At 68.2% G+C, this 20,229-nt stretch carries 17 protein-coding genes; 8 read left to right on the forward strand and 9 right to left on the reverse strand.

All coding sequences use genetic code 11. The features are described from left to right. Positions 1 to 80: 80 nt before the first annotated feature. Positions 81 to 482 carry a hypothetical protein gene (locus tag AB0J93_RS16075; protein ID WP_363922438.1) on the forward strand — a complete coding sequence of 134 codons (402 nt, stop codon included), beginning with the start codon at positions 81 to 83 and terminating at the stop codon, positions 480 to 482. A gap of 6 nt (positions 483 to 488) precedes the next feature. Here AB0J93_RS16075 and AB0J93_RS16080 read toward each other — a convergent pair whose 3' ends face one another. The 6 genes from AB0J93_RS16080 to AB0J93_RS16105 form a co-directional block, all read right to left on the reverse strand. Beyond that, a complete protein-coding gene (locus AB0J93_RS16080; RefSeq protein WP_363922440.1) occupies positions 489 to 1,433 on the reverse strand; it encodes a hypothetical protein in 945 nt (314 codons plus the stop codon). Next, on the reverse strand, positions 1,430 to 2,038 hold the full coding sequence (locus AB0J93_RS16085; protein ID WP_363922442.1) for a thymidylate synthase: 609 nt from the start codon (positions 2,036 to 2,038) through the stop codon (positions 1,430 to 1,432). Before AB0J93_RS16085 ends, AB0J93_RS16080 begins: the two co-directional genes overlap by 4 nt. 1 nt (position 2,039) lies before the next feature. Further along, positions 2,040 to 2,753 carry a hypothetical protein gene (locus tag AB0J93_RS16090; protein ID WP_363922444.1) on the reverse strand — a complete coding sequence of 238 codons (714 nt, stop codon included), beginning with the start codon at positions 2,751 to 2,753 and terminating at the stop codon, positions 2,040 to 2,042. After that, positions 2,750 to 3,163 (reverse strand): hypothetical protein, encoded by a 414-nt coding sequence (locus AB0J93_RS16095; protein ID WP_363922446.1) that lies wholly within the window; start codon positions 3,161 to 3,163, stop codon positions 2,750 to 2,752. The genes AB0J93_RS16090 and AB0J93_RS16095 overlap by 4 nt, the downstream gene beginning before the upstream one ends. 32 nt (positions 3,164 to 3,195) lie before the next feature. After that, positions 3,196 to 4,137 carry a radical SAM protein gene (locus AB0J93_RS16100; RefSeq protein ID WP_363922448.1) on the reverse strand — a complete coding sequence of 314 codons (942 nt, stop codon included), beginning with the start codon at positions 4,135 to 4,137 and terminating at the stop codon, positions 3,196 to 3,198. Positions 4,138 to 4,250: 113 nt separating this feature from the next. Continuing rightward, positions 4,251 to 7,349 carry an N-6 DNA methylase gene (locus AB0J93_RS16105; protein ID WP_363922450.1) on the reverse strand — a complete coding sequence of 1,033 codons (3,099 nt, stop codon included), beginning with the start codon at positions 7,347 to 7,349 and terminating at the stop codon, positions 4,251 to 4,253. Positions 7,350 to 7,692: 343 nt separating this feature from the next. Between AB0J93_RS16105 and AB0J93_RS16110 the strand changes: the two genes are divergently transcribed. Continuing rightward, complete coding sequence (locus AB0J93_RS16110) at positions 7,693 to 10,212, forward strand: DUF262 domain-containing protein (RefSeq protein WP_363922452.1); 2,520 nt, start codon at positions 7,693 to 7,695, stop codon at positions 10,210 to 10,212. A 345-nt stretch (positions 10,213 to 10,557) separates the two neighbouring features. Then, on the forward strand, positions 10,558 to 11,844 hold the full coding sequence (locus AB0J93_RS16115; RefSeq protein ID WP_363922454.1) for a serpin family protein: 1,287 nt from the start codon (positions 10,558 to 10,560) through the stop codon (positions 11,842 to 11,844). Positions 11,845 to 11,861: 17 nt separating this feature from the next. Here the strand turns inward: AB0J93_RS16115 and AB0J93_RS16120 are convergent, their stop codons facing one another. Then, positions 11,862 to 12,488: an NAD(P)H-binding protein gene (locus tag AB0J93_RS16120; protein ID WP_363922456.1), complete on the reverse strand. Its 627-nt coding sequence runs from the start codon at positions 12,486 to 12,488 to the stop codon at positions 11,862 to 11,864. Continuing rightward, positions 12,485 to 13,408 carry an EamA family transporter gene (locus AB0J93_RS16125; RefSeq protein WP_363922458.1) on the reverse strand — a complete coding sequence of 308 codons (924 nt, stop codon included), beginning with the start codon at positions 13,406 to 13,408 and terminating at the stop codon, positions 12,485 to 12,487. The genes AB0J93_RS16120 and AB0J93_RS16125 overlap by 4 nt, the downstream gene beginning before the upstream one ends. 79 nt (positions 13,409 to 13,487) lie before the next feature. Here AB0J93_RS16125 and AB0J93_RS16130 point away from each other — a divergent pair, with 79 nt between their 5' ends. Beyond that, positions 13,488 to 14,390 carry a LysR family transcriptional regulator gene (locus AB0J93_RS16130; protein ID WP_363922460.1) on the forward strand — a complete coding sequence of 301 codons (903 nt, stop codon included), beginning with the start codon at positions 13,488 to 13,490 and terminating at the stop codon, positions 14,388 to 14,390. A gap of 40 nt (positions 14,391 to 14,430) precedes the next feature. On the opposite strand, the gene AB0J93_RS16135 is transcribed toward AB0J93_RS16130, so the two are convergent. Then, complete coding sequence (locus tag AB0J93_RS16135; protein ID WP_363922462.1) at positions 14,431 to 15,081, reverse strand: NAD(P)H-dependent oxidoreductase; 651 nt, start codon at positions 15,079 to 15,081, stop codon at positions 14,431 to 14,433. A 64-nt stretch (positions 15,082 to 15,145) separates the two neighbouring features. Here AB0J93_RS16135 and AB0J93_RS16140 point away from each other — a divergent pair, with 64 nt between their 5' ends. The 4 genes from AB0J93_RS16140 (at position 15,146) to AB0J93_RS16155 (ending at position 20,135) form a co-directional block, all read left to right on the forward strand. Beyond that, positions 15,146 to 15,535, forward strand: a complete 390-nt coding sequence (locus AB0J93_RS16140) for a MerR family transcriptional regulator (protein ID WP_363922464.1) — start codon at positions 15,146 to 15,148, stop codon at positions 15,533 to 15,535. A gap of 67 nt (positions 15,536 to 15,602) precedes the next feature. Further along, positions 15,603 to 16,721: an erythromycin esterase family protein gene (locus AB0J93_RS16145; protein WP_363922466.1), complete on the forward strand. Its 1,119-nt coding sequence runs from the start codon at positions 15,603 to 15,605 to the stop codon at positions 16,719 to 16,721. A gap of 126 nt (positions 16,722 to 16,847) precedes the next feature. After that, positions 16,848 to 18,392, forward strand: a complete 1,545-nt coding sequence (locus AB0J93_RS16150; protein ID WP_363922468.1) for an arabinofuranosidase catalytic domain-containing protein — start codon at positions 16,848 to 16,850, stop codon at positions 18,390 to 18,392. Positions 18,393 to 18,521: 129 nt separating this feature from the next. Continuing rightward, positions 18,522 to 20,135 carry a flavin monoamine oxidase family protein gene (locus AB0J93_RS16155; protein WP_363922470.1) on the forward strand — a complete coding sequence of 538 codons (1,614 nt, stop codon included), beginning with the start codon at positions 18,522 to 18,524 and terminating at the stop codon, positions 20,133 to 20,135. Positions 20,136 to 20,229: the final 94 nt, after the last annotated feature.

Raw genomic sequence — 20,229 nt, forward strand, 5'->3', positions numbered from 1 at the left:
ATGCTGGAGCAACGTCTGTCCGGGAAACCTGCGGCATGAGGCTGCTCCGCCGGCGACGGCACCTCGACCGTAGCGAGTGCATGGCGATCACCGAGGCGGCGACGACGCTCGCTTCGATGTTCGATATCACGTGGAGAGTCGCGGACAACGAGCCGGGCCACAACATGGTGACGCTGGCCGGCAGGCTCGTCGAGGCTCGCCGGGACGGCAGCACCTTCCTCATGCCCGAGCAGGCACGAGGTTGGTTCGACCTCAGCTTCGACATCCCGGACACTGCGTACGCTCTGGCCCTGGTGCTCGTGTGGTCGTTCGCCGCAGCCGGGACGCCGGCCGGCGGTGCCGCGACCGGGAACCGTGTGCCGATCGCGATGTGGCATCTCCGCCACCTCCTGCCGCGCTCGGCACACCGCGCACTCGCCGACATCGAGGACGCCTTCGCGCAGTTCGACCCACCCGCGCACACCAACGCTGCGGTCAGGTGAGCAGGCTCAAGGCTGCCGCCTGGCAGCTCGCTCCAGGTGCATCAACAGCAGGAAGGGCTTGGCGCGCTGGGCTGCTTTCCGCCAAGTGAGCGCTCGGAGGCCGTACTTGAAGACGACCGTCGACGGAACAGTGGCGCCGACGACATCCCACACCACCTCCTGGGCGACCTGACCAGCGATGTGCGGCCGGGCGAATTCCGCGATCGTCTCGCGGTAGCGGCGGGTCAACTCACGCGCTGTCGCCTCCGGTGTCAGGACCGGGTCGAGGCCCCGCGACAGCGCGAGCAATGACTCGTCCAGCAAGCTCCGAAAGCCGGCGTTGTAGCGGCGCGACTCGACGATCTGATCGACGCTGAGCTGGTCGAGTGAGCCGATCTGAAGCTGCCCCAGCACTTCCCGGACTACCGCGGCCTCGAAGCGTTGCGGTTGCGGCCGACCGAGGCTCCGGGTGAGCTGGGCCTTCACCGCCGGATTGGACAGCATGCCGTCCTGCCGCAGCTCGGAGGAGATGATGAGGGAGGCCATGTGGTTGCGCAGGCTGACGATCTCCGCCGCACCCTTCCGCAACGTGCGCGTGTCGGTCTCGGTCCGGCGATACGCCTCCTGCCGGATCGCCCGCATCACCTCGTCCATCCGGGTCAGGCTCTCGCGCATCTGTCCCTGCGCGATGACCAGGTCAGCACGGCGTCCCCGCTTCGCGCCCTGACCGAAGCGCACCCGGCCACCGTCGTCGACCTCGTACTCGTGGCCCCAGAGCCCCAGGAGCCCAGCCTCCCGCAGCTCGTCAACCCGCCGATTGATCTCGGCGGCCCGCTCCCGGTACGCGGCCGGAACCTCGAAGGAAGCGCGAAGTACGACGCGGTCGGAGAAGAAGACGACCGATTGCAGCACCTTGTCGATGGTGTGCGTGTCGACGAGGCCGCTGTCCAGCAGAGTGAGTGACCGGGTCATCGCGCCCCCGCCAGATAGGTGAGGTAGTCCACCTCGTACAGGTGCATGCTCCACGAGTGGTAACAGACCTTGCTGCCGCGCAGCCCGAGAGTGAGAGCGGCGTCGGAGGTCAGCTGCGCGAAGGTCAACAACTCGGGCACGAACCCGACCCAGACGTCGACACTGCGGGCGGTGAGAAAGAGGACAAGGTCGTCGCCGACGATCCGGAGAGCACCGCCGACCGGCGACACCGGGAAGCGTCCGCCCAGGTCCTCCTCCGGCCGCCACATCGAGAAGACCGCCGACCGGCTGTGCTCGTCCTGTCGGAGCATTTCGGTGGCCTGCTCCAACTGGTCGATCGGCGAGCCGTCCGCCGTGACCCAACCCCGCAGCCGCTGGTACAGCAGCGACGATTCCCGCTGGTCGCCGAAGATCCGGTCGCGGTAGTCCTTGATGAGTTCCGGGTACAGGTAGCCCTGCGGCGGGGTTAGGTCCGCCGGGTTCCGCAGCCAGACGGTGAGCCCCGGAATGTCGAAGCAGATTCCGTGCCGCGTCGTGACCCGCGCAGGCTCGCCTCGGGAGAAGACCGACAGCACGTCGTGCCAGCCGGACGCGACAGTAGCCACCTCAAGCTCCACGCGATGGCCCCCCTGACGATTCCCGCGTCACCGACTTCGTCCTCCGTCTCGTTTGCCGCTGGATCGGCTCGCTCGTTGCCATCGCTTCGCAGAAACTCGGCAGAGGCAGCACCGGCAGCGCCAGCAGGTTGATCAGAGTTCCCCCGCGGCAAGACGGGTTACGGGTCACGACGCACACGTCGGTGGCCAGAAGCGGAACCTCCACGTCGAGTCCGTTCGCGGCCAGGGTTTGACCCGACGTCACGAGCAACACTCCGGCGCCGTTGTCGTCGGCGCGGATGACGCCCTCGGTGGCCCCGTGCAGCCGTACGATTCGCATTGGTCGTGGGTTCGCGCACGCGGCGAGCCACGCCCGGGTGATAGCCGGGTATTCGGTGTAGATCGTGCGCGGAATCCGGCCGGCGACCGTGCAGTAGGTGACGAACGACGTCCGGGCTGGCGGCAGCGCGCGGAGCGCGAGCGGCTGGTCGTTCGCGAGACACCATTCGACGCACACGTCGTAGCCGGTGATGCCGACGTCGACGGTTCCTGAGGCGACGAGATCCGGTATGTCGAAGCCCCGGCATTGGACGAGTGAGTCCGCGCCCAGGCGGTGCCACAGCGACCTCGGGTGAGCCTCGTCCCGGCCGGCGAACCGCCTGCCGACGAACTCGGCGACCGGGCCGAACAGCCGGCTCGAGGAGGCGGGCACCGCGAGGATCACCGCGACCGGCCCGCCACTTCGGCCCTGGCAGCCGATCGCAACCCTGGGCCGATCTCCTCGACCGGGATCACCGCGTCGACCAGCGCCCGGAGTGCGAACTCAGTTGGCCGCTCGGAGAACCACACCACCTTGCCGTGCCCCACGGCGTAGCCGACCTCGATGCACACGCTGACGCCGGCATATCCGCCGTTGGCTACGGCGAAGATCGCGTCCGATCTCGCGATCTTCGCCAGGAAATCACGGGTGAGCTGGACCTTGTCCCGCTCGTCGACCCGCACATGCTGTTCGTTAAAGTCGTAGCGCGGCGTGTAGACGGTCATGCCCAGCTCGCGAAACGCTGCCTCGGCAAGCCGGGCTGTGTCGTAGAACTTGGAGCTGCTGCATATCGTGACTGCCTCGATTTCCGGCATCGATCCTCCAATCGGGTGGTCGGTATTCGCGCTTAGGTGAGCGGTACCAGATGTCGAGGTTCGTCGAGATACCCGACATCGGCGTGCCGCCGCAGAATTTTCTCCCACACCATCGAAGGCGCTTCGGATTCGGCCGGTCGAGGCAGCCTCCGGCGGTCTGCCAGAGCGGGATAGTCCAGGTGGAAGGGGCGCACCGCGAGTCGCCGAGGGAGCCCCGGGCTGATCCGGGCCAGCTCGTGAAAGCTCATGTCGAGTTGTTCCTCGGTCCAGTCGTTGGCGCCGACCGCCGGAAACAGATCGAAGCCAAGCTCGAGGGCCAGGGCGATCCCGTCGAGGATGGCAGGCCAGTCGCTGCTGTCGGGCGGATGATGGATCGTCGTGTGCACCTTGACCCGCCGCAGTTCCTCGCGTTCGGCTGCGGAAAGCCGAAGTCCGCTCTGATGCCAGGCGTATGGCAGGGCGGAGAGGTTCGACTCCACCTTGAGGACGACGGAGTCGAGCAGACCCCGGGCGGCCAACGCGCGGTAGATCTCGATCACGAGGGAGGGTGCGAGCAGCGGCTCTCCGCCGCTGACCCGCAACAGGCTGAGTTGCTGACGGGCATCCTGAGCCGTACGCCTGAGCGCGATGAACTCGTCCACCACCCCGTCGGCGTTAGTAATGAAGGCGTCGCGACCGGCCAGATGGCGATAGTCGACATAGCAGTAGGAACAGCGAAGGTTGCATGCGGCGACGTGCGTGATGGCGGCCAGGTTGTGCTCCGACCAGTGCCCGCCGAGCTCCGCCCCCACCGTCACCGGGCTGTCGGACAGGTTGGCCACATGCCGCAACCCCGCGAACTCAGGCAGAGAGGTGGGCAGGCGCATCCGGTCCCGCCGTATTGGCGTGAAGAGGCGGAACTGCCGGCTCTGAACGCCGCCGAGATCCGTCTTGCGAAGATCAGTGAAGGCGTAGTCGCCGCCCCCGGCGTTCACGATCCGATGTGCCTGAGCAGGATCGGCCGTTCCCTCGGCCCAGCTGCGGAAGCGTTGCTGACCACTCGGTCCTCCATCAGGGAGTGTCAGGACAGATTACTGACGGGCGTCCATCAACCGAGCATCTCCATGACGACTGCTTCGATCTCCGGCGAGGCCGGGTGCAGCGCGAGTTCGGCACGAACCCGCCGACGCATCGTCACGAAGTTCGCACCCTCGGTCAGGTGCAGCGCGGAGACAGCCTCAGATTGCTGCCGTCCGAGATCCGCGAGTCGCTGATGCAGCGCGTCCGCGTCATCGAACCGGGGGATGGGTAAATCCCACACGTGCTTGTCGATGTCGCGCTCATCCTTGCCGTAGGACATCATTGGCCGGACAAGCTCGGTCAGCAGGGTGCTGTTCAGGATCGCCGAGAGAAATAGGCCCTCCTCCCAGGAGGCAATCGGAGCCCAGTAAAGCTTGTGCTCGATGACTGCGGCCGGATCGTCGACAATCGCGGCAGCGACGTGCATCCCTGATGCGGAGTAGGCCAGCCGCAAGGGCGGTGCGGGGAACTGGGCGGTAAGGCCGCGATGAAAGTCGAGGCGTTCGGCCAGGGTGAGCCGTGTGCTGCTGCGGTGTGCCTCCCAGGTGGCCTCGGCCTTGCCCCACCACTCGGCGAGGCCGAAGTAGTAATCGAGTCGGGACGCAGGCCCGTTCATCAGCGTGGAGCCGTTGAGTGGAAGCACTGCCTTCTTCGCTGGCAGGATCCGGTACGGCAGCAGGCTCTCGCCGAGGAGCACGCGCCGAATGAATTCGCTCTCTACGACGCCTTCAAGCGCGGGCAGGTCCTTCCACGGTGCCTTCTCCAGGTTGCTGCGCGCCGAGCGGACGGCGTGGCGGCCGGCACCGAGACCGAGCCGACCGCCAGTATCAGTCTCGACGAAAAACAAGATCTTGGGGAAGATGGTCGCGCCGTTGCGCACGTGTGGCTTGTACGGTGACTCGGCGAGGAACGCCTGTCCCAGAGGGGCGCGCTCGCGGCGGATGTACGGCGCCGCCTGTTTCCACCTCCTGGCATCAGTGCCAAGGCGTCCCGTCCACCGCTCGGTAACCGATGGAAGGCCGCGAGGGCTCTGTGTGGCCGCCTTGTTGCCGAAGACCACACTGGCGCCCCGCGGGAAGGGGTGGGGACGCAGGCGCCGCAGGTCCCAGGAGTCGGTGAAGGCAACCGCCGTCGGCTCGACCTCGTCCTTGTACCAGCCTTTGCGGAAGCCCTCGAAGTGCTCGCGGTCGAGCACGGCGTTGGGCAGGACGAAGGCGAACGCGCCACCGTCGCGGAGGTACTGCTGGACGGCCCTGGCGACGAAGAGGACGGAGAGGTCCTGCTGCGTCGCGAACTGATTTCCACGCCACAGCCCGCGGTCACGGGAGAGCTTCTTGAACATCGCCTGCATTCCGGGAGGCATTTGGCGGTAGGAGAGCCACGGCGGGTTGCCGATCAGAGCGTCCACCCGGTTGTCGTCCATGGCGAGCCAGACGGGTCTGGCCAGGTTGCGCAGGTAGTAGCTCCATATGTGGTCGCGACCCTCGTCATGCAGCCGGCACATCGCCTCGAAGGTGCCGCGAATCATCGGCTGGTCGTCCAGCCCGATCTCCATCTGATGGAAGAAGGCCGCTAGCGACGGCGGGCTGTCCCGATCTCGCGGCTTTGCGGCGATGCTGGCGAGCCTCGCGACGATCTGGTCGAAGCGGCTCGGCTCGTCGAGCAGGCGTTTCGGGAAACGGAGCCACTCCTCGACCTCGCTGGCGTTGTAGCCGGCACTGATCCGCACGTGCTCCTCGGTGAAGAGGTCGCGACGTTCCCGCCACTGCATGCTGTCGCCGAGATAGACCGGGATGGTGATGGCGCCCCGCTGGTCAGTCAGCCGTTGGTGGCCGATGGCGAGCAGGTAGGTCACACGCGCGAGCGCCACGGCGACGGGGTGCAGGTCGACGCCGACCACATGATGGGTGAGCTGCGTCAGCGCGGCGTCCAGCGGCACGGCCGCCGTCTCGGCGGCGGCGAGATAACGGCGTACGGCGTGGAAAAGGAAGGTACCGGAGCCGCAGGCCGGGTCCAGCACCCGTTGCCGCAACGGGTCGGTCACGACCGTGTCGACGAGGTGCTCCGCGAGCCAGTCGGGGGTGTAGTACTCGCCCATCCGCTTGCGCGTCTCGGTTCCGATCATCGACTCGTAGAGCACCTTGAGGATGTCGTGGTCGGCCTGCAGCCAGTCAAACCGGGCCAGTCGCCGGGTGAGTCCCTGGATGAACTCGCGACCGCCGGGCACCTCGGTGGTCCAGCCGAAGAAGTCGTGTTCGACCACGCCCAGGATGCGGGCCTGGTCGAACCGTTGCCCGGTGATGAGGTCCCGCGGCTGCAACTCCAGGGCGTCGATACCGACGACGAGGTGCGCGATGATGTACGCGCTGTTCATCAGCAGGGTGTGCTCGACGAACAGATCCGGGTCGTCGACGAACTGGGTGCCCAGGGCGCTGTCCAAGAGCTCCGCCCACAGCTTCCGCTTCAGCTTCACGGTCGGCAGCTGCTCGTGCTCCGCGTAAAGCGCAGTGAGTGCGGCGCGATCCAACTTGTGCGAGGTGCTCTGCGCGCCGAGGCGACGAGCCACCTCGGCGGGAGCTGGCCGGACCCGCTGGCTCGTCGCCAGCACGCCTTCCAGCCAGTAGAAGAGGGCCAAGCCATCGGGGCGGGTGCCAGCGACCGTGTGGGTGTCGATGAGGGTCAGCGCATCGCCGGCCAGCTGGTACGCACGCCAGGTGGCACCGTCGGTGAGGATGCCGACGTATCGTTGGCCGCTCTCCAGACTCCGCGACCGAACGTAGCCGCCCAGCTGTCGCTCCGCCTCCAACAGCGAGCGCCCGCTTTGTAGCCGTCGCTTGACCTCGATGATGGTGTAGCCGACTTCGATGTCGATGCGGCGGCCGCCGCCAGCCGGGGCCTCGAGACGGACGTCGTCGAGGTGCGCATCGGAGAGCCCGAAGTCGCCGGCCAGCAGAAGCTGCCGGATGTCGGCCTGCAGGGTTGCCTCGCTGCGAGCGACACGTCGGTCGGCGATCCGTGCGAGTAGCGGCTGCAGTGACGGGGAAAAGCCGTCGGGCGCACGTACCTGCGACCGGGGTGATGACTGGCGGCGCCGGCTTCCGTCTGGCGTACCGTCTGAGCTAGCCATACACCAGTCTGGATATTGAGGGTGGTGATAGCCAATAGGTCGGGAACTACTGTCGGATTTCGGACAGCTACCCTGTGTGACTACAGTTTGCAGGCATATCTATCGATAGTGGTGGCCAGATTGCATTGCCGCATCCGCTTCGGCTCGCCGTAGGCCCTTCGGTCGACGTCCATGCCGCGATCGCAGACCTCTTTGCGCGGTAACACGGTCGGCTGTCGGTAAGTCGACAGTAGACAGCGCGGTCCGGGCGGTGTTTTGCGCCTTTCGTAGGTTGCCCGGCCATCCATGCTCTGGTTGTCTTGCCGGCTCAGGCGCAGATCACAGTGAGCGAGGAGCCAGTTGCATGGTCGCGGCACACGAGACGACACTGCGGGAGTTGCTGGAGGGTGCGAAGCAGTATCGGGTGCCGCTTTACCAGCGGACGTATTCGTGGACAGAAGCCCAGCTCGAACGTCTGTGGGACGACATTCGCAAGCTCGCCGAGGAGCGCGTCGAAGATCCGCATCTCACGCACTTCATTGGGTCGCTGGTGCTTGCGCCCAGCCCAACGCACGGCCCGTCGGTATCGGAGTTCCTGGTGGTGGACGGCCAGCAGCGGCTCACCACCCTCTCCATCCTGCTGTGTGCGATTCGCGATCACCGGGCACGGCACGAGGGCCCAGACCATCGGGATCGCATCGATCAGGAGTATCTGATCAACAAGTTCAAGCCGGCTCACCGATTGAAGCTTGTTCCTACGCAAGCCGACCGTGCCGCTTATGAGGCGTGCCTGGAGGCGACGCCCCAAGCGGGCGGCAGCGACAAGGTTGGCGCGGCGTACCGGTTCTTCGCGGCCCAACTCGCCGCCGTCGACGATCCGGACGACCCAATGGACATCGAACGCATCGAGGACGCGGTCATCTCGGGTATGGCCCTGGTTTCCGTCGTCGCACAGGCTGGCGACAACGTCTATCGCATCTTCGAGTCGCTGAATAACACCGGTCTCAAACTCACCCAGGCCGACCTGTTGCGGAACTACCTCTTCATGCGGCTACCAAACCGCGGCGAGGCCGTCTACGGCTCTTTGTGGTTGCCGCTGCAGAAGCAGCTGGACTCCGGCGATCTCGAGCAGCTGTTCTGGCTCGACCTGGTACACCGGCATCCCGAGGTGAAGCAGACCGACACCTACACCGGCCAACAGACGCGGCTCAACGGATTGCACACCGAGGCGGAAATCGAGGCCGAGGTACGCCGGTTCTGCCGGCTCGGCACCCTCTTGCGCATCATCCTGCATCCCGGGGAGGAAGGCGACCCGGAGGTCCGGCGTCGACTGACCCGGCTCAACGCGTGGGACACGACGACCGTCTATCCACTACTGTTGCACCTGTTGGATCGCCGCGAGCAGGGGACAGCCTCTTCCGAGCAGGTGGCCTCAGCGATGCTGTACGTGGAGAGCTTCTTCGTCCGGCGCCTGCTGATCGGTCGGGCTACCGCGAACATCAACCGGATTCTTCTGCGCATCGTGACCGACATGCCCGGAGATCTACCGGTCGACGAGGCGGTGCGGGCGTACCTATCGGTCGGCCGGAAGTACTACGCCACCGACGCCAGCGTCCGGGAGGCGGTGCGAAACATCCCATTTTATCTAAACGGGCGCGCGACGCAGCGCAAGCTGGTGCTTCAGTGGTTGGAGGCGTCGTACGGCAGCAAGGAGCCTGTGGCCTCGGAATCGCTGACCATCGAACACGTCCTGCCGCAGAGTCCGACTACCGAGTGGCGCACGATGCTGAGTGAGGATCTGCAAGGCGAGGAAAGCGTTGCCGAGGTGCATGAGGGACTGGTCCACACGCTGGGCAACCTAACCCTCACCGGGTACAACGCCGAGTTGAGCAACAGCTCTTTCCTCGTCAAGCGGACCCAACTGGGCAAGAGTGGGATCTCGCTTAGCCGGGACATCGCAGCGCAGAAGCGCTGGGGACGCCCGGAGATCTACGCCCGCGCGGCCGAACTCGCCGAGCGGATCGTCGCTTGCTGGCCGGGCCCTATTGAAGAGGCGGGGAACCGGTCTGAGGTGCCTTGGGACGTCATGAACAAGGCGCTTGCCGCCCTGCCCGCTGGCTCCTGGACCGCGTACGGCGATGTGGCCGCCCTGATCGGCAGCCATGCCGTGCCGGTCGGTGCCCGGCTGGCCAACCATCCTGCGCCGAACGCGCACCGTGTGCTGCAGGCCGAAGGCATTCCATCGCCGAATTTCCGCTGGCTCGACCCGTCCCGGACCGAGGATCCGCGAGACCTGCTGCGGGCCGAGGGCGTCGAGTTCGACAAACACGGGCGGGCCATCCAGGCGCAGCGGTTCGGTGTCGAGGAACTCGCTCAGCTCGCCGGAATGCCGCAGCAGGAGGCTTCAGGCCAGCCGCTTCGTCCGCGCTCCCGTCGTAACGACTCGCTCGATGACCGGTTTGTCGAGCAGTTGACGGACCTACAGGACGCGCAGGTAGTGACCGGTTGCCTTGCCGTCATCGAGGCTTGGGCCATGATGGGTGGCAGACCGCTTTACGGCAACGGCGGCGAGACATCATGTTTCCTCATGGCCCGCGGCAAGGACCACGCACTCGGCAACATCTGGCCCGCAGCCATCTACCCGAGCGGGAAGTTCGAGATCGTGTTCCAGCACCTGAGCATCCGGACGCCGTTCGACGACATCGCACTCCGCCAGCAGTTCCGCGAGCGATTGAACCAGCTGCCCGGCGTGAAGATCGCAGCGGCCAAGCTCGCCCTTCGCCCTGGATTTTCTCTGGACGTCCTCGCCGACGCCAAGGCCCGCGTGAAGCTGATCGAGCACCTCGGCTGGTTCTATCAGCGGGCGGTGCATCCCGAGTTCTGAATCCCAGTGGGTCCCACTCGGCTAGTACTCCAGCCGCACCGCACCTGGTGACCCACTTTGCCGGCAGGCCGGCGGTGATAGCGCGTTCGATGATCCGCAGGCCCAGCGCGGGCTTTGTGGCGAACCCGACGATCGCGGCGATGCCCGCTTCGGCGCGGCGATCGGGGTCGTCGCAAAGCCCATCTGCTGTTGTGTCGGCCGCCGTCGGGTTGGGCGTCGCGTGTCCTGTCACTCTGCTGCCGCCGGGTGCTTGAAGCCGTACGCAAGTAACGAACATTGGTGAACTTCGATGCATTTTGGACGTTCCTCCGTCACGCCCCGGCAACACTGCACTACCGTCGGGACATGGTCTCGCGTCGATCTTTGTTGGGGGCGGTACCGCTCGCCGCCGTCGCCCTCACCGCCACCCCAGGTCACGCCCGGCTCAACGGGTCGTCCACCTCGACCATCCCGGAACGCATACCTCCCGACCCGGCCACGATGCAGGCCGCCGCAACAGCTGTACGCGGCTTCACCGCCGACCTCTACCGTACGATCGCGTCGAGCCACGCCGGCGGCAACGTGGTGTGCGCGCCGTACTCGGTCCAAATCGCGCTGGCGATGGCCAGGGCGGGTGCCGGCTCGACCACGGCGGACGAGATGGATGCCGTGCTGCACGCGCCGCATCCACGACCCGGCGCGCTCGACAGCGGGCTGAACACCGTCGACCAGTCGCTCGCCGAGCGGTTCCAGGATGGCGACGGAGTGCGGCAGCCCCGGGTGACCACGGCCAACGCGGTATGGACCCGCCTCGATCTGGGCCTGCGGTCCGGGTTCCAGAACACCCTGGCCGGCTACTACGGTGCCGTCCCGCACCCGGTCGACTTCCGTGACGCGCCGGAAGCGGCCCGCCAGGAGATCAACGCCTGGGTGTCCGATCGGACCAACGCGAAGATCCCGGAGTTGTTGGTCCCGGACTCGGTGCGCCCCGACACCAGTTTGATGCTCACCAACACGGCCTACCTCAAGGCGGCCTGGTACTACCCCTTCCGGGCGTCGGCCACCGTGGAGGAACCGTTCACCCGCGATGACGGCACCGTCGTCCAGGTGCCGATGATGCGTGGCCCGTTCGACCGGATGGGCCATGTCCTGGGCGACGGTTGGCGGGCGGTCGACGTGCCGCTCGCGGGCGACGGACTGGCCATGGCCATCGTCATGCCGACCCGGGACAACCTCGCCGCGGTCGAGGCGAACGTCGACGGGGCGTGGTTGAGCGCGTTGTTCGCCGGCTTCCAGTTCACCGACATCCAGCTGCGGATGCCGCGGTGGACGTTCCGCCTCCCGGCCCAGTTGGGTGCCGCGTTGAGTGGCCTCGGCATGCCCACGGCTTTCACGCAGAATGCCGACTTCACCGGCATGAGCACCACCGATCCGGCGCTGTGCATCGATGACGTGGTGCACGAGACGTTCATCGGGGTGGACGAGAAGGGTGTCGAGGCGGCGGCCGCGTCGGCGGTCATCATCCGGCCACCGTCGATTCCGCAGGGGCCGCAGTTCTTCGTGAACCGGCCGTTCCTGTACGTCATCCATGACAGGGTCACCGGCGTACCGCTGTTCCTCGGCCGGGTCCACGACCCGCTGGTCACCGGCTGACATGCGCAGCGGTCCGCTCAGTAGCCGACGGCGAAGTGGCGGTCCTCGCCGGGCCGCTCCACCTCGTCGAGGACGGCGACGGCGAGGTCCTCCGCCGAGATCCGGGACGAGCCGTCCGGGGCGACCATGAGGGCGGTGCCGCCGCGTCGATAGTCGCCGGTACGCACCCCGGCTTCGAGCAGCGCGGGTGGGCTTAGATAGACCCAGTCGGCGCCGTGGGTCCGGCAGACGTCAAGTTGGGCGGCGCTCGCGGCGGCGATGTCGCGTACCGCTGGTGGCACGTACCGGGGGTCGTCGAGCACCAGCCCACCCGACGGACTCCGCAGCGGCGCGGAACCGCCCACCAGCAGGATGCGGATCCCGGTTGCGGCGGCGGCGTCGAGCAGGGCGAGGGTGGTCGCGGTGACGGTGCTTTCCGCGCCCGGCGCGGGGCGGGTGGCGCCCACGATCACGTCGGCTTCGGTGAACAGCCGCTTCATCTGGTCGACATCCGCGGCGTCGCCCCTGACGGCGATCACCTCGGGCGGCAGGGCGGCCGGTCGTCGGCTCCGGAAGACGGCGGTGACGTCGTGCCCTCGGTCCAGGGCTTCGCGGACGACCCGCGAGCCGACCATGCCGGTTGCTCCGATCACAGTGATCTTCATTGGTTGATCCTTTCCTTGGTGCGCATGGTGGTGGCCGTGGCGCGTGTCGGGTTGACCTGGCCGGCGACGATCGCGGCGAGGCAGAGAACGAAGCCGGCTGACTGGCTCGGGGTGAGCAACTCGTCGAGCAGCACCGCACCCAACAGCGCCGCCACCATCGGCGAGAGCAGGGTGAGCACCGCGACGGAGGTGACCGGCAGCGTGGCGATGCCGCGGAACCACAGGATGTAGGCGAGCAGGCCGCCGGGCAGGCCGAGCCAGAGGTAGCCGAGCGCGGCGCTGGCGTCGACGGTGGGCGGCGTCCCCTCGAACAGCAGCGTCACCGGCAGCAGGAACAGGCCGCCGGCCGTGAGCTGCCAGCCGGCGAACGCCGTGGGGCCGACGCCCTCGGGGCGTCCCCAGCGTTTGGTGAGGGTCACCCCGACCGCCATCGCACCGGCGCCGCCCAAACCGGCCAGCAGTCCGACCGCGTCGAAGTCTGCGTCGGGGCCGATGACCAGCAGCCCGACCCCGGCGACGCCGGCGATTCCCCAGGCGAAGCTCCAGGCTGACGGGCGCTGGTGCAGCACGGCCACGGCCAGGATCGCGACGGCCAGTGGCTGCACCGCGCCGAGTGTGGCGGCCACTCCTCCGGGCAACCGTTCGGCGGCGACGAACAGCAGTGGCAGGAACACACCGATGTTGAGTACGCCCAACACCGCCGCCTTGAGCCACCACCTGCCGCGTGGCAGCGCCCGGCCGATCGCCAGTGCGGCCAGGCCCGCCGGCAGTGCCCGGATCAGCCCGGCGAAGAGCGGATGGCCGGCCGGCAGCAGCTCGGTGGTGACCACGTACGTCGTGCCCCACACCGCTGGTGCGAAGGCGGTCGTGGCGGTGGCGGCGAGGCGGCCCGCGGTCGGAGATGGCAACAGGTTCGTCACGCGAATCAGGATCGACGACTCGCATTCATGAGTCCAACACATCCTTGTCAGCCCAACCATCACGATCCACGATTGATGAATGGAGCTTCAACAGCTGCGGTACGTCGTGGCCGTCGCCGAGACGCGGAACTTCACCCGCGCCGCCGAGCGTTGTCTGGTCGTCCAGTCGGCGCTCAGTCATCAGATCGCCCGCCTGGAACGGGAACTCGGCGCCCGCCTCTTCGACCGGACCAGCCGTCGGGTGCGGCTGACCCCGGCCGGTGCGGCGTTCCTCCCGGCGGCCCGTCAGTGCCTGGACGCGGCCGAGCGGGCCGCCGCCGAGGTCGCCTCGGCGGTCGGCGAGATCAGGGGCCGGCTGACCGTCGGCATGATCCCGACCGTCGCGGCGGTCGACATCCCGGCCGCGCTTGACGCCTTTCACCGGCGGTATCCGCACGTCCGCATCCGGCTGCGCGTCGGTGGCAGCGAACAGCTCGTCGAGCAGGTCAAGGAGGGCGCCATCGACATCGGCTTTCTCGGGCTCCCCGTGAACGCCCGGCCCGAAGGGGTCACCGCCCGGCGGCTGGCGTACGACCGGTTGGTGGCCGTGGTCGCCCCCGACCATCCGCTCGCCGGTCAGGCCGAGGTCGACCTCGCCCGCCTGTCCACCGAGGCGTTCGTGGATCTGCCGGCCGGATCGGCCGGGCGGGCCCAGTCCGACCAGGCATTCGCCGCCGCCGGAGTGCACCGCGAGGTCGCCTTCGAGGTGAGCACCGTCGATTCCATGATGACCCGGCTGATCCGCCGGCAGCTCGGCATCGCCCTGCTCCCGTCGAACTTCGCGCCGCACCTGCCGGGCGTGGTCACCATTCCCGTACGGGACGCCCCGGCCCGGATCGAGCACCTCATCTGGAACCGGGCCACCCTCACCCCCGCGGCGACGGCGTTCCTCACGGAGCTGGACGTCCCGGTCGACGAGGGTGGGAGCGAGGGTGATCGCTGAGTTGGGCCCGCGCCGCTGTGACCGGAAACCAGCTCCGCGTTCAGGTCGTGAAGGGGCGGTCCCGACGTGCGTCGGCAAGCACCTGCGCCCACCAGCGCAGCTCGGTCAGGCTCGCGGTCAGGCCCCGGGAAAGCTCCCCGTCCGGTGTGTAGCGGCCCTGGTCGTCCAGGGCCGTCCACGGCACCCGCAGGCCCAGGGCCCGGCGGGTGGTCACCACGCTGAGTTCGGCCAGTACGCCGCGCAGGTGTTCGATCGCCGCGTACCCGCCGTGCACGCCGTAGGCCACGATGGTCGCCGGCTTGAGCCGCCACTCGCCGTAGTGCCAGTCGATCAGGCGCTTCAGCGAGGCGGGGTAGCTGTGGTTGTACTCCGGCGTGACGAACACGAACGCGTCCGCTGCGGCTATCCGGTCGGCGACCTCGCTCTTCGGCCCGCCGCCGGGATAGAGGAGGCTGTCGTCGGGCAGCTCCACCTGGGCCACGTCGATCAGGTCGACCGGAGCAGGGTCCAGGTCGGCAGCGGGGTCGAGGGCGGGAGCAGGGTCCGGTGCGGCAGGGGAGTCCAGGGTGGCGGCGACCCAGCGGGCGATCGTCGGCCCCATCCGGTCCTTACGGACGCTGCCCGAGATCACGGCCACCCGTAGGCTGGCGGCGGCGGACAAGCTGCGGTTCTGGTCGGTCGAAACACTCATGTCCGAGACCGTGCAGGTTCAACATATGTTGAAGTCAAGTCGCCCGCATGCCTATCCTGCGGCCATGACAGTGCTCGCGGGTTCCCCTCGGTCGTTAAGCGTCGGCGAGGTCGCCGTCGACAGTGGCGTCGCGCCGTCCGCCGTCCGGTTCTACGAGAGCCACGGGGTCATCACCGCGGTACGCACCGCCGGCAACCAACGTCGCTTCGACGAATCCGCCGCGTGCCGGATCCAGGTCGCCAAACTCGCCCAGCGGGCCGGTCTGAGTGTCCGCGAGATCGCGGCCCTCTTCGCCGACCTGTCGGCCGATCCGACGCCCGACGAGTGGGCGGGTGTCGCCCATCGGCTGGTGGCCGAGGTCGAGGAGCGGGTACGCAACCTCAAGGCGCAACTCGCGGCGCTGGAGTCGGGCACCAGGCTGTGCGAGATCGGGCAGAACGATCCGGCCCGGTGACCGGCCCGCGAACGTGACCGCCTCGCGGCCTTGACTTCAACATATGTTGAACCCCGATCGTCGGGGTATGAGTGATCTGCGAACCCCGGTCCCGTCGTCAGCCCGCACACTTGCCGCCCTCGTCGAGACGGCCACCATCGTCGGTCTCGGCACCAGCACCCGGGAGGCCACCGAGACCTTCCGGCTGGTCGAGGAGACCACCCACGAGTTGATTCGGCGCGGCTTCCGGGTCGTCGCCCTGCTGGACAACCAGCGGGTCGGCGACCTCTACGACCGGTACGTCCGGGGCGAGGACGTCGACCTGGACGCGGCGCTCGGCCAGGCGTGGGGTCCGTGGCGGACGATCGAGATGCGCGACGCGCTGGTCCGGCTGCGCCGGCACAACGCGCGTCACCCCGACGATCCGGTACGCGTCATCGCCGTCAACGGTCGACGTACGCTGCCGGGCGACTACGACCGGGTCGTGGCGCTGCTCGCCCCGGCGGAACCGGCGACGGCGGCGCGGATCGGCGGGATCTTCGACGTCATCCGTACCGCCCACGACAGCGGCGAGCACGTCCAACGCCTGCACGGCACCCACCCGGGCGTACCCTTCGTCGACCTCGCCCACACCGCCCGCGACCTGGCCGCCGATCTACCGGACAGCCCGGGGCGTGCCGAGGCACTGCGGCTGATCGAGGCGATCGTCGACTTCCACGCGCACGCCCTCGGCGCCGGGTACGACGCGGCAGCGGAAGAGCGTGCGGCGGCCGGGCGACTTCTCGATCACCTGCGGCGTACCGGCGACCGGATCGTGTTCTGGGAAGGCAGCGCCCACGTCGCGGGGCACGGCGATGTGATGATGGGCGCGCACCTCAGGGCGGGCCTGGGGGAGGGATACGCCGCCGTCCACCTCACCTTCGGCCACGGCCGGCTCCCCGCGACACAGATCCCGCGCCCCGTCCCGTCGTCACTGGAAGCGGTGCTGCTCCTCGACCCCGGTGAACGGATCATCGACCTGCGCGCCGCCGTTCCCGCGCGCCTCGCGGACCGGCTCGGACGGCCGTGGCGGACCCGGCTGATCTCCGGTCTGTACCAGGCCGAGCACGACGAGGACCACTACTACGAACTGCCCACCCTGGCCGGCAGCTTCGACGTGCTCGCCTTCGTCCCCACCGTCACCCCGATCCACCCGTTGCCGCGCTGAAGCTACCTGGCTGCGGCTCGACGCTGATCAGGACGACGATCGTCGGACGTCATACCAATTATGTTTAAGTTCCTCTATGCTTCCGGGAGTCGCACCAGCCCTCCACCACCACCCGGGAGGATCATCATGATCGTTGCGAGAGGTCGCCGCCATCGCCCCCGACGACTGGCGGCCATCGGCGCGTCTGTGCTCACCGTGATGGGCGGTGCCATCCTGGCGCCGCAGCTCCATGTCGCGGCCGCCGCGCCGGGCGCGGCAATCGCCGAGGCCATCGTCCCCGGCCAGAGCGCCGTGATCACCGGTGTCGCGTCCGGGCGGTGCCTGGAGGTGCCGAACGCGAGCACCACCAACGGCATCCAGACCCAGCTGTGGGACTGCACCGGAGCCGCCCACCAGACCTGGACCTACACCGCCGGCAGGCAACTTCAGGTGTACGGCAACAAGTGCCTGGACGCCAACGGCGCCGGCACCAGCAACGGCACCCAGGTGATCATCTGGGACTGCCACGGCGGCACGAACCAGCAGTGGAACGTCAACGCCAACGGCACCATCACCGGCGTGCAGTCCGGGCTCTGCCTGGACGCCAACAACGCCGGCACCGGCAACGGTACGAAGATGATCCTCTGGTCCTGTCACGGCGGCACCAACCAACAGTGGACCTCGCCGGCACCCCCGCCGACGAGCCCGCCGCCCACCCCGCCGGCCGGGTCGCTGCCCTGTGACATCTACGCGGCCGGCGGTACGGCGTGCGTGGCGGCCCACAGCACGACCCGGGCGCTGTACGCCGCGTACGGCGGCAACCTCTACCAGGTACGACGCTCGTCGGACAACACGACCCGGGAGATCGGCCTGTTGACCACCGGCGGCACCGCCAACGCGGCCACGCAGGACTCGTTCTGCGCCGGCACGCAGTGCGTGATCACCGTCATCTACGACCAGTCCGGCCGGGGCAACGACCTGTGGTACCAGGGCTCCACAGTCGTCCCCGGCTCGCCGCAGAGCCGGCCCGCGATCGCCACCTCCGAGTCGCTTACCGTCGGGGGCAGCAAGGCGTACTCGCTGTACATCAACCCGGGCAACAGCTACTGGCGCGACGGCCACCTGACCGGCGTGCCGACCGGCAGCGCACCGGAGGGCATGTACATGGTGACAAGTGGCACCCACGTCAACAACGGCTGCTGCTTCGACTACGGCAACAGCGAGACGACCCGTAAGGCCGACGCGGCCGGCGCGATGGACGCGATCAACTTCAGCACCCAGTGCTGGTTCGGCGGGTGCTCCGGAACCGGCCCGTGGGTGCAGGCGGACCTGGAATGGGGCCTGTTCCCCGGCGGCAGCCAGTCCTGGAACCCGAACCAGCGCTCGTTCCCCCACAAGTTCGTCACCGCCACCCTGAAGAACAACGGCACCACCCGCTTCGCCATCAAGGGCAGCAACGCCCAGTCCGGCAGCCTCTACACGCTCTACGAGGGACCGCTGCCGCCCGGGTACAGCCCGATGAAGAAGCAGGGCGCGATCATCCTGGGCAGTGGTGGGGACTGCTGCAAACCCGACGGCGGGGCCAACCTCAGCGCCGGCACCTTCTACGAGGGTGCCATGGTCGCCGGCTATCCCTCCGACGCCACCGAGAACGCCGTGCACGCCAACATCATCGCTGCCGGCTACCGCTGACGGTGTCCAGCGGTTCGCGTCGATCACCGGCCGCCGCACCGGGCCGGTGATCGACGCGTAACAAGAGGGATGCGTCGCTGAAACCCGTCGTTGAGATCGTCGGACATCGATCTTGTGCGGGAGGTGGCGGTGACGATACCGACGACGCGGCGACAGTTCCTCCAGGCAGTCGGGGTGTCCGGCGGGGCCGGGGTGCTCTACGGGACGATGGGTGCGCTCGGCCTGGCGCCCGCCGCGCAGGCGGCGCCACCGTTCCGGGCGCCGAACCGGTCCGACTTCACGCTGACCGGCCGGTCGGCGACGTCCGTGCTGGTGCTCGGGGCCGGCATCGCCGGCCTGGCCACCGCGTACGAGTTGGGCAAGGCGGGGTACCGGGTGCGGCTGCTGGAGGCGCGCGACCGGCCCGGCGGACGCAACTGGACGGTGCGGGGCGGCACCACCGAGACCGACCTGGACGGGCGTACCCAGCAGGCCCGCTTCGCCGACGGCCAGTACCTCAACGCCGGTCCGGCCCGGATCGCCCAGCACATGGTGACCCTCGACTACTGCCGGGAACTCGGCGTGCCGATCGAGATCTTCGGCAACCAGAACGCCGACGCCTACTACGTCAACGAGAACGCCGGAGCGCTCTCCGGCCGGCCGATCCGGCACCGCGAGGCCAAGGCGGACGTCTACGGGTACGTCTCCGAACTGCTCGCCAAGGCCACCGACCAGGGTGCCCTCGACACCTATCTGACCGGTGAGGACAAGGAACGGCTGCTGGAGTTCCTGCGCGGCTTCGGCGCGATCGGCGGCCGGGTGGTCGACGACCCGGCGGCCAGTTGGCGGTACGCGGGCACCAACCGGCGCGGCTACCTGGTGGAGCCGGGTGCCGGCTTCGAGGCGGGCACCCCGAAACTCACCCCGTACCCGCTGACGGACGTGCTGGCCAGCGGCATCGGCCGGTACTTCTCCTTCGAGTTCGGCTACGACCAGGCGATGCTGATGTTCCAGCCGGTCGGCGGGATGGACCGCATCGCGTACGCCCTCGAAGCGGCCGTGGGTCGTCGGCTCATCACCTACGGCGCTGCGGTGCGCTCGATCTCCAACACCGGCTCCGGTGTCACAGTGGTCTACGACGGGCCGGGCGGCCGGCCGCGTACCGCCACCGCCGACTTCTGCGTCTGCACCATCCCACCGCAGGTGCTGGCCAAGATCCCGTCGAATCTCACCCAGCCGGTCCGGGACGCGTTGACCTACCCGGTCCCGAACGCCACCGGCAAGATCGGATTGCAGTACCGGCGACGGTGGTGGGAGCAGGACGAGAACATCTACTCCGGCATCACCAACACCAACCTGGACCTCGCCACGATCTGGTACCCCTCCTACGGCTACCACGGGGCGAAGGGGGTGGTGGTCGGCTACTACAACTTCGGCGCCAACGCCCAGGCGTACGCGGCGCTGACGCCCGCCGAGCGGGAGGCCCGCGCGGTCGCGCAGGGTGTGAAGATCCACGGCGAGGCGTACCGGACGGAGCTGGAGACGTCGTTCTCGGTGGCCTGGGACCGCACCCGCTACTCCGAGGGCGGCTGGGTGTCGTGGCCGTCGCGCACCAGTGGACAGTACGGCCGGCTGCTGGAGCCGGACGGCCGGGTCTACTTCGCCGGTGACCACCTCAGCCACTACATCGCCTGGCAGGCCGGGGCGTTCGAGTCCGCCCGCAAGGTCGTCACCGACCTGCACGCCCGGGTCATGTCGAGCTGAACCCCGACAGCTCGACTCCGACGAAACCGCGTCACCTGCGAAAAGTGCCCGACCGGCCGGCACGTCGCCGACCCTGGTGATCGACTTTGTCCAA

It is taken from the genome of Micromonospora sp. NPDC049374 (assembly GCF_040677165.1).
In the GTDB taxonomy this organism is placed as follows: domain Bacteria; phylum Actinomycetota; class Actinomycetes; order Mycobacteriales; family Micromonosporaceae; genus Micromonospora.

Coding starts and splice junctions, on each gene's coding strand:
- AB0J93_RS16145 (WP_363922466.1), top strand. CDS start 15,603: ATGAGTGATCTGCGAACCCCGGTCCCGTCGTCAGCCCGCACACTTGCC.
- AB0J93_RS16115 (WP_363922454.1), top strand. CDS start 10,558: ATGGTCTCGCGTCGATCTTTGTTGGGGGCGGTACCGCTCGCCGCCGTC.
- AB0J93_RS16150 (WP_363922468.1), top strand. CDS start 16,848: ATGATCGTTGCGAGAGGTCGCCGCCATCGCCCCCGACGACTGGCGGCC.
- AB0J93_RS16130 (WP_363922460.1), top strand. CDS start 13,488: ATGGAGCTTCAACAGCTGCGGTACGTCGTGGCCGTCGCCGAGACGCGG.
- AB0J93_RS16120 (WP_363922456.1), bottom strand. CDS start 12,488: ATGAAGATCACTGTGATCGGAGCAACCGGCATGGTCGGCTCGCGGGTC.
- AB0J93_RS16110 (WP_363922452.1), top strand. CDS start 7,693: ATGGTCGCGGCACACGAGACGACACTGCGGGAGTTGCTGGAGGGTGCG.
- AB0J93_RS16080 (WP_363922440.1), bottom strand. CDS start 1,433: ATGACCCGGTCACTCACTCTGCTGGACAGCGGCCTCGTCGACACGCAC.
- AB0J93_RS16075 (WP_363922438.1), top strand. CDS start 81: ATGGCGATCACCGAGGCGGCGACGACGCTCGCTTCGATGTTCGATATC.
- AB0J93_RS16095 (WP_363922446.1), bottom strand. CDS start 3,163: ATGCCGGAAATCGAGGCAGTCACGATATGCAGCAGCTCCAAGTTCTAC.
- AB0J93_RS16135 (WP_363922462.1), bottom strand. CDS start 15,081: ATGAGTGTTTCGACCGACCAGAACCGCAGCTTGTCCGCCGCCGCCAGC.
- AB0J93_RS16140 (WP_363922464.1), top strand. CDS start 15,146: ATGACAGTGCTCGCGGGTTCCCCTCGGTCGTTAAGCGTCGGCGAGGTC.
- AB0J93_RS16105 (WP_363922450.1), bottom strand. CDS start 7,349: ATGGCTAGCTCAGACGGTACGCCAGACGGAAGCCGGCGCCGCCAGTCA.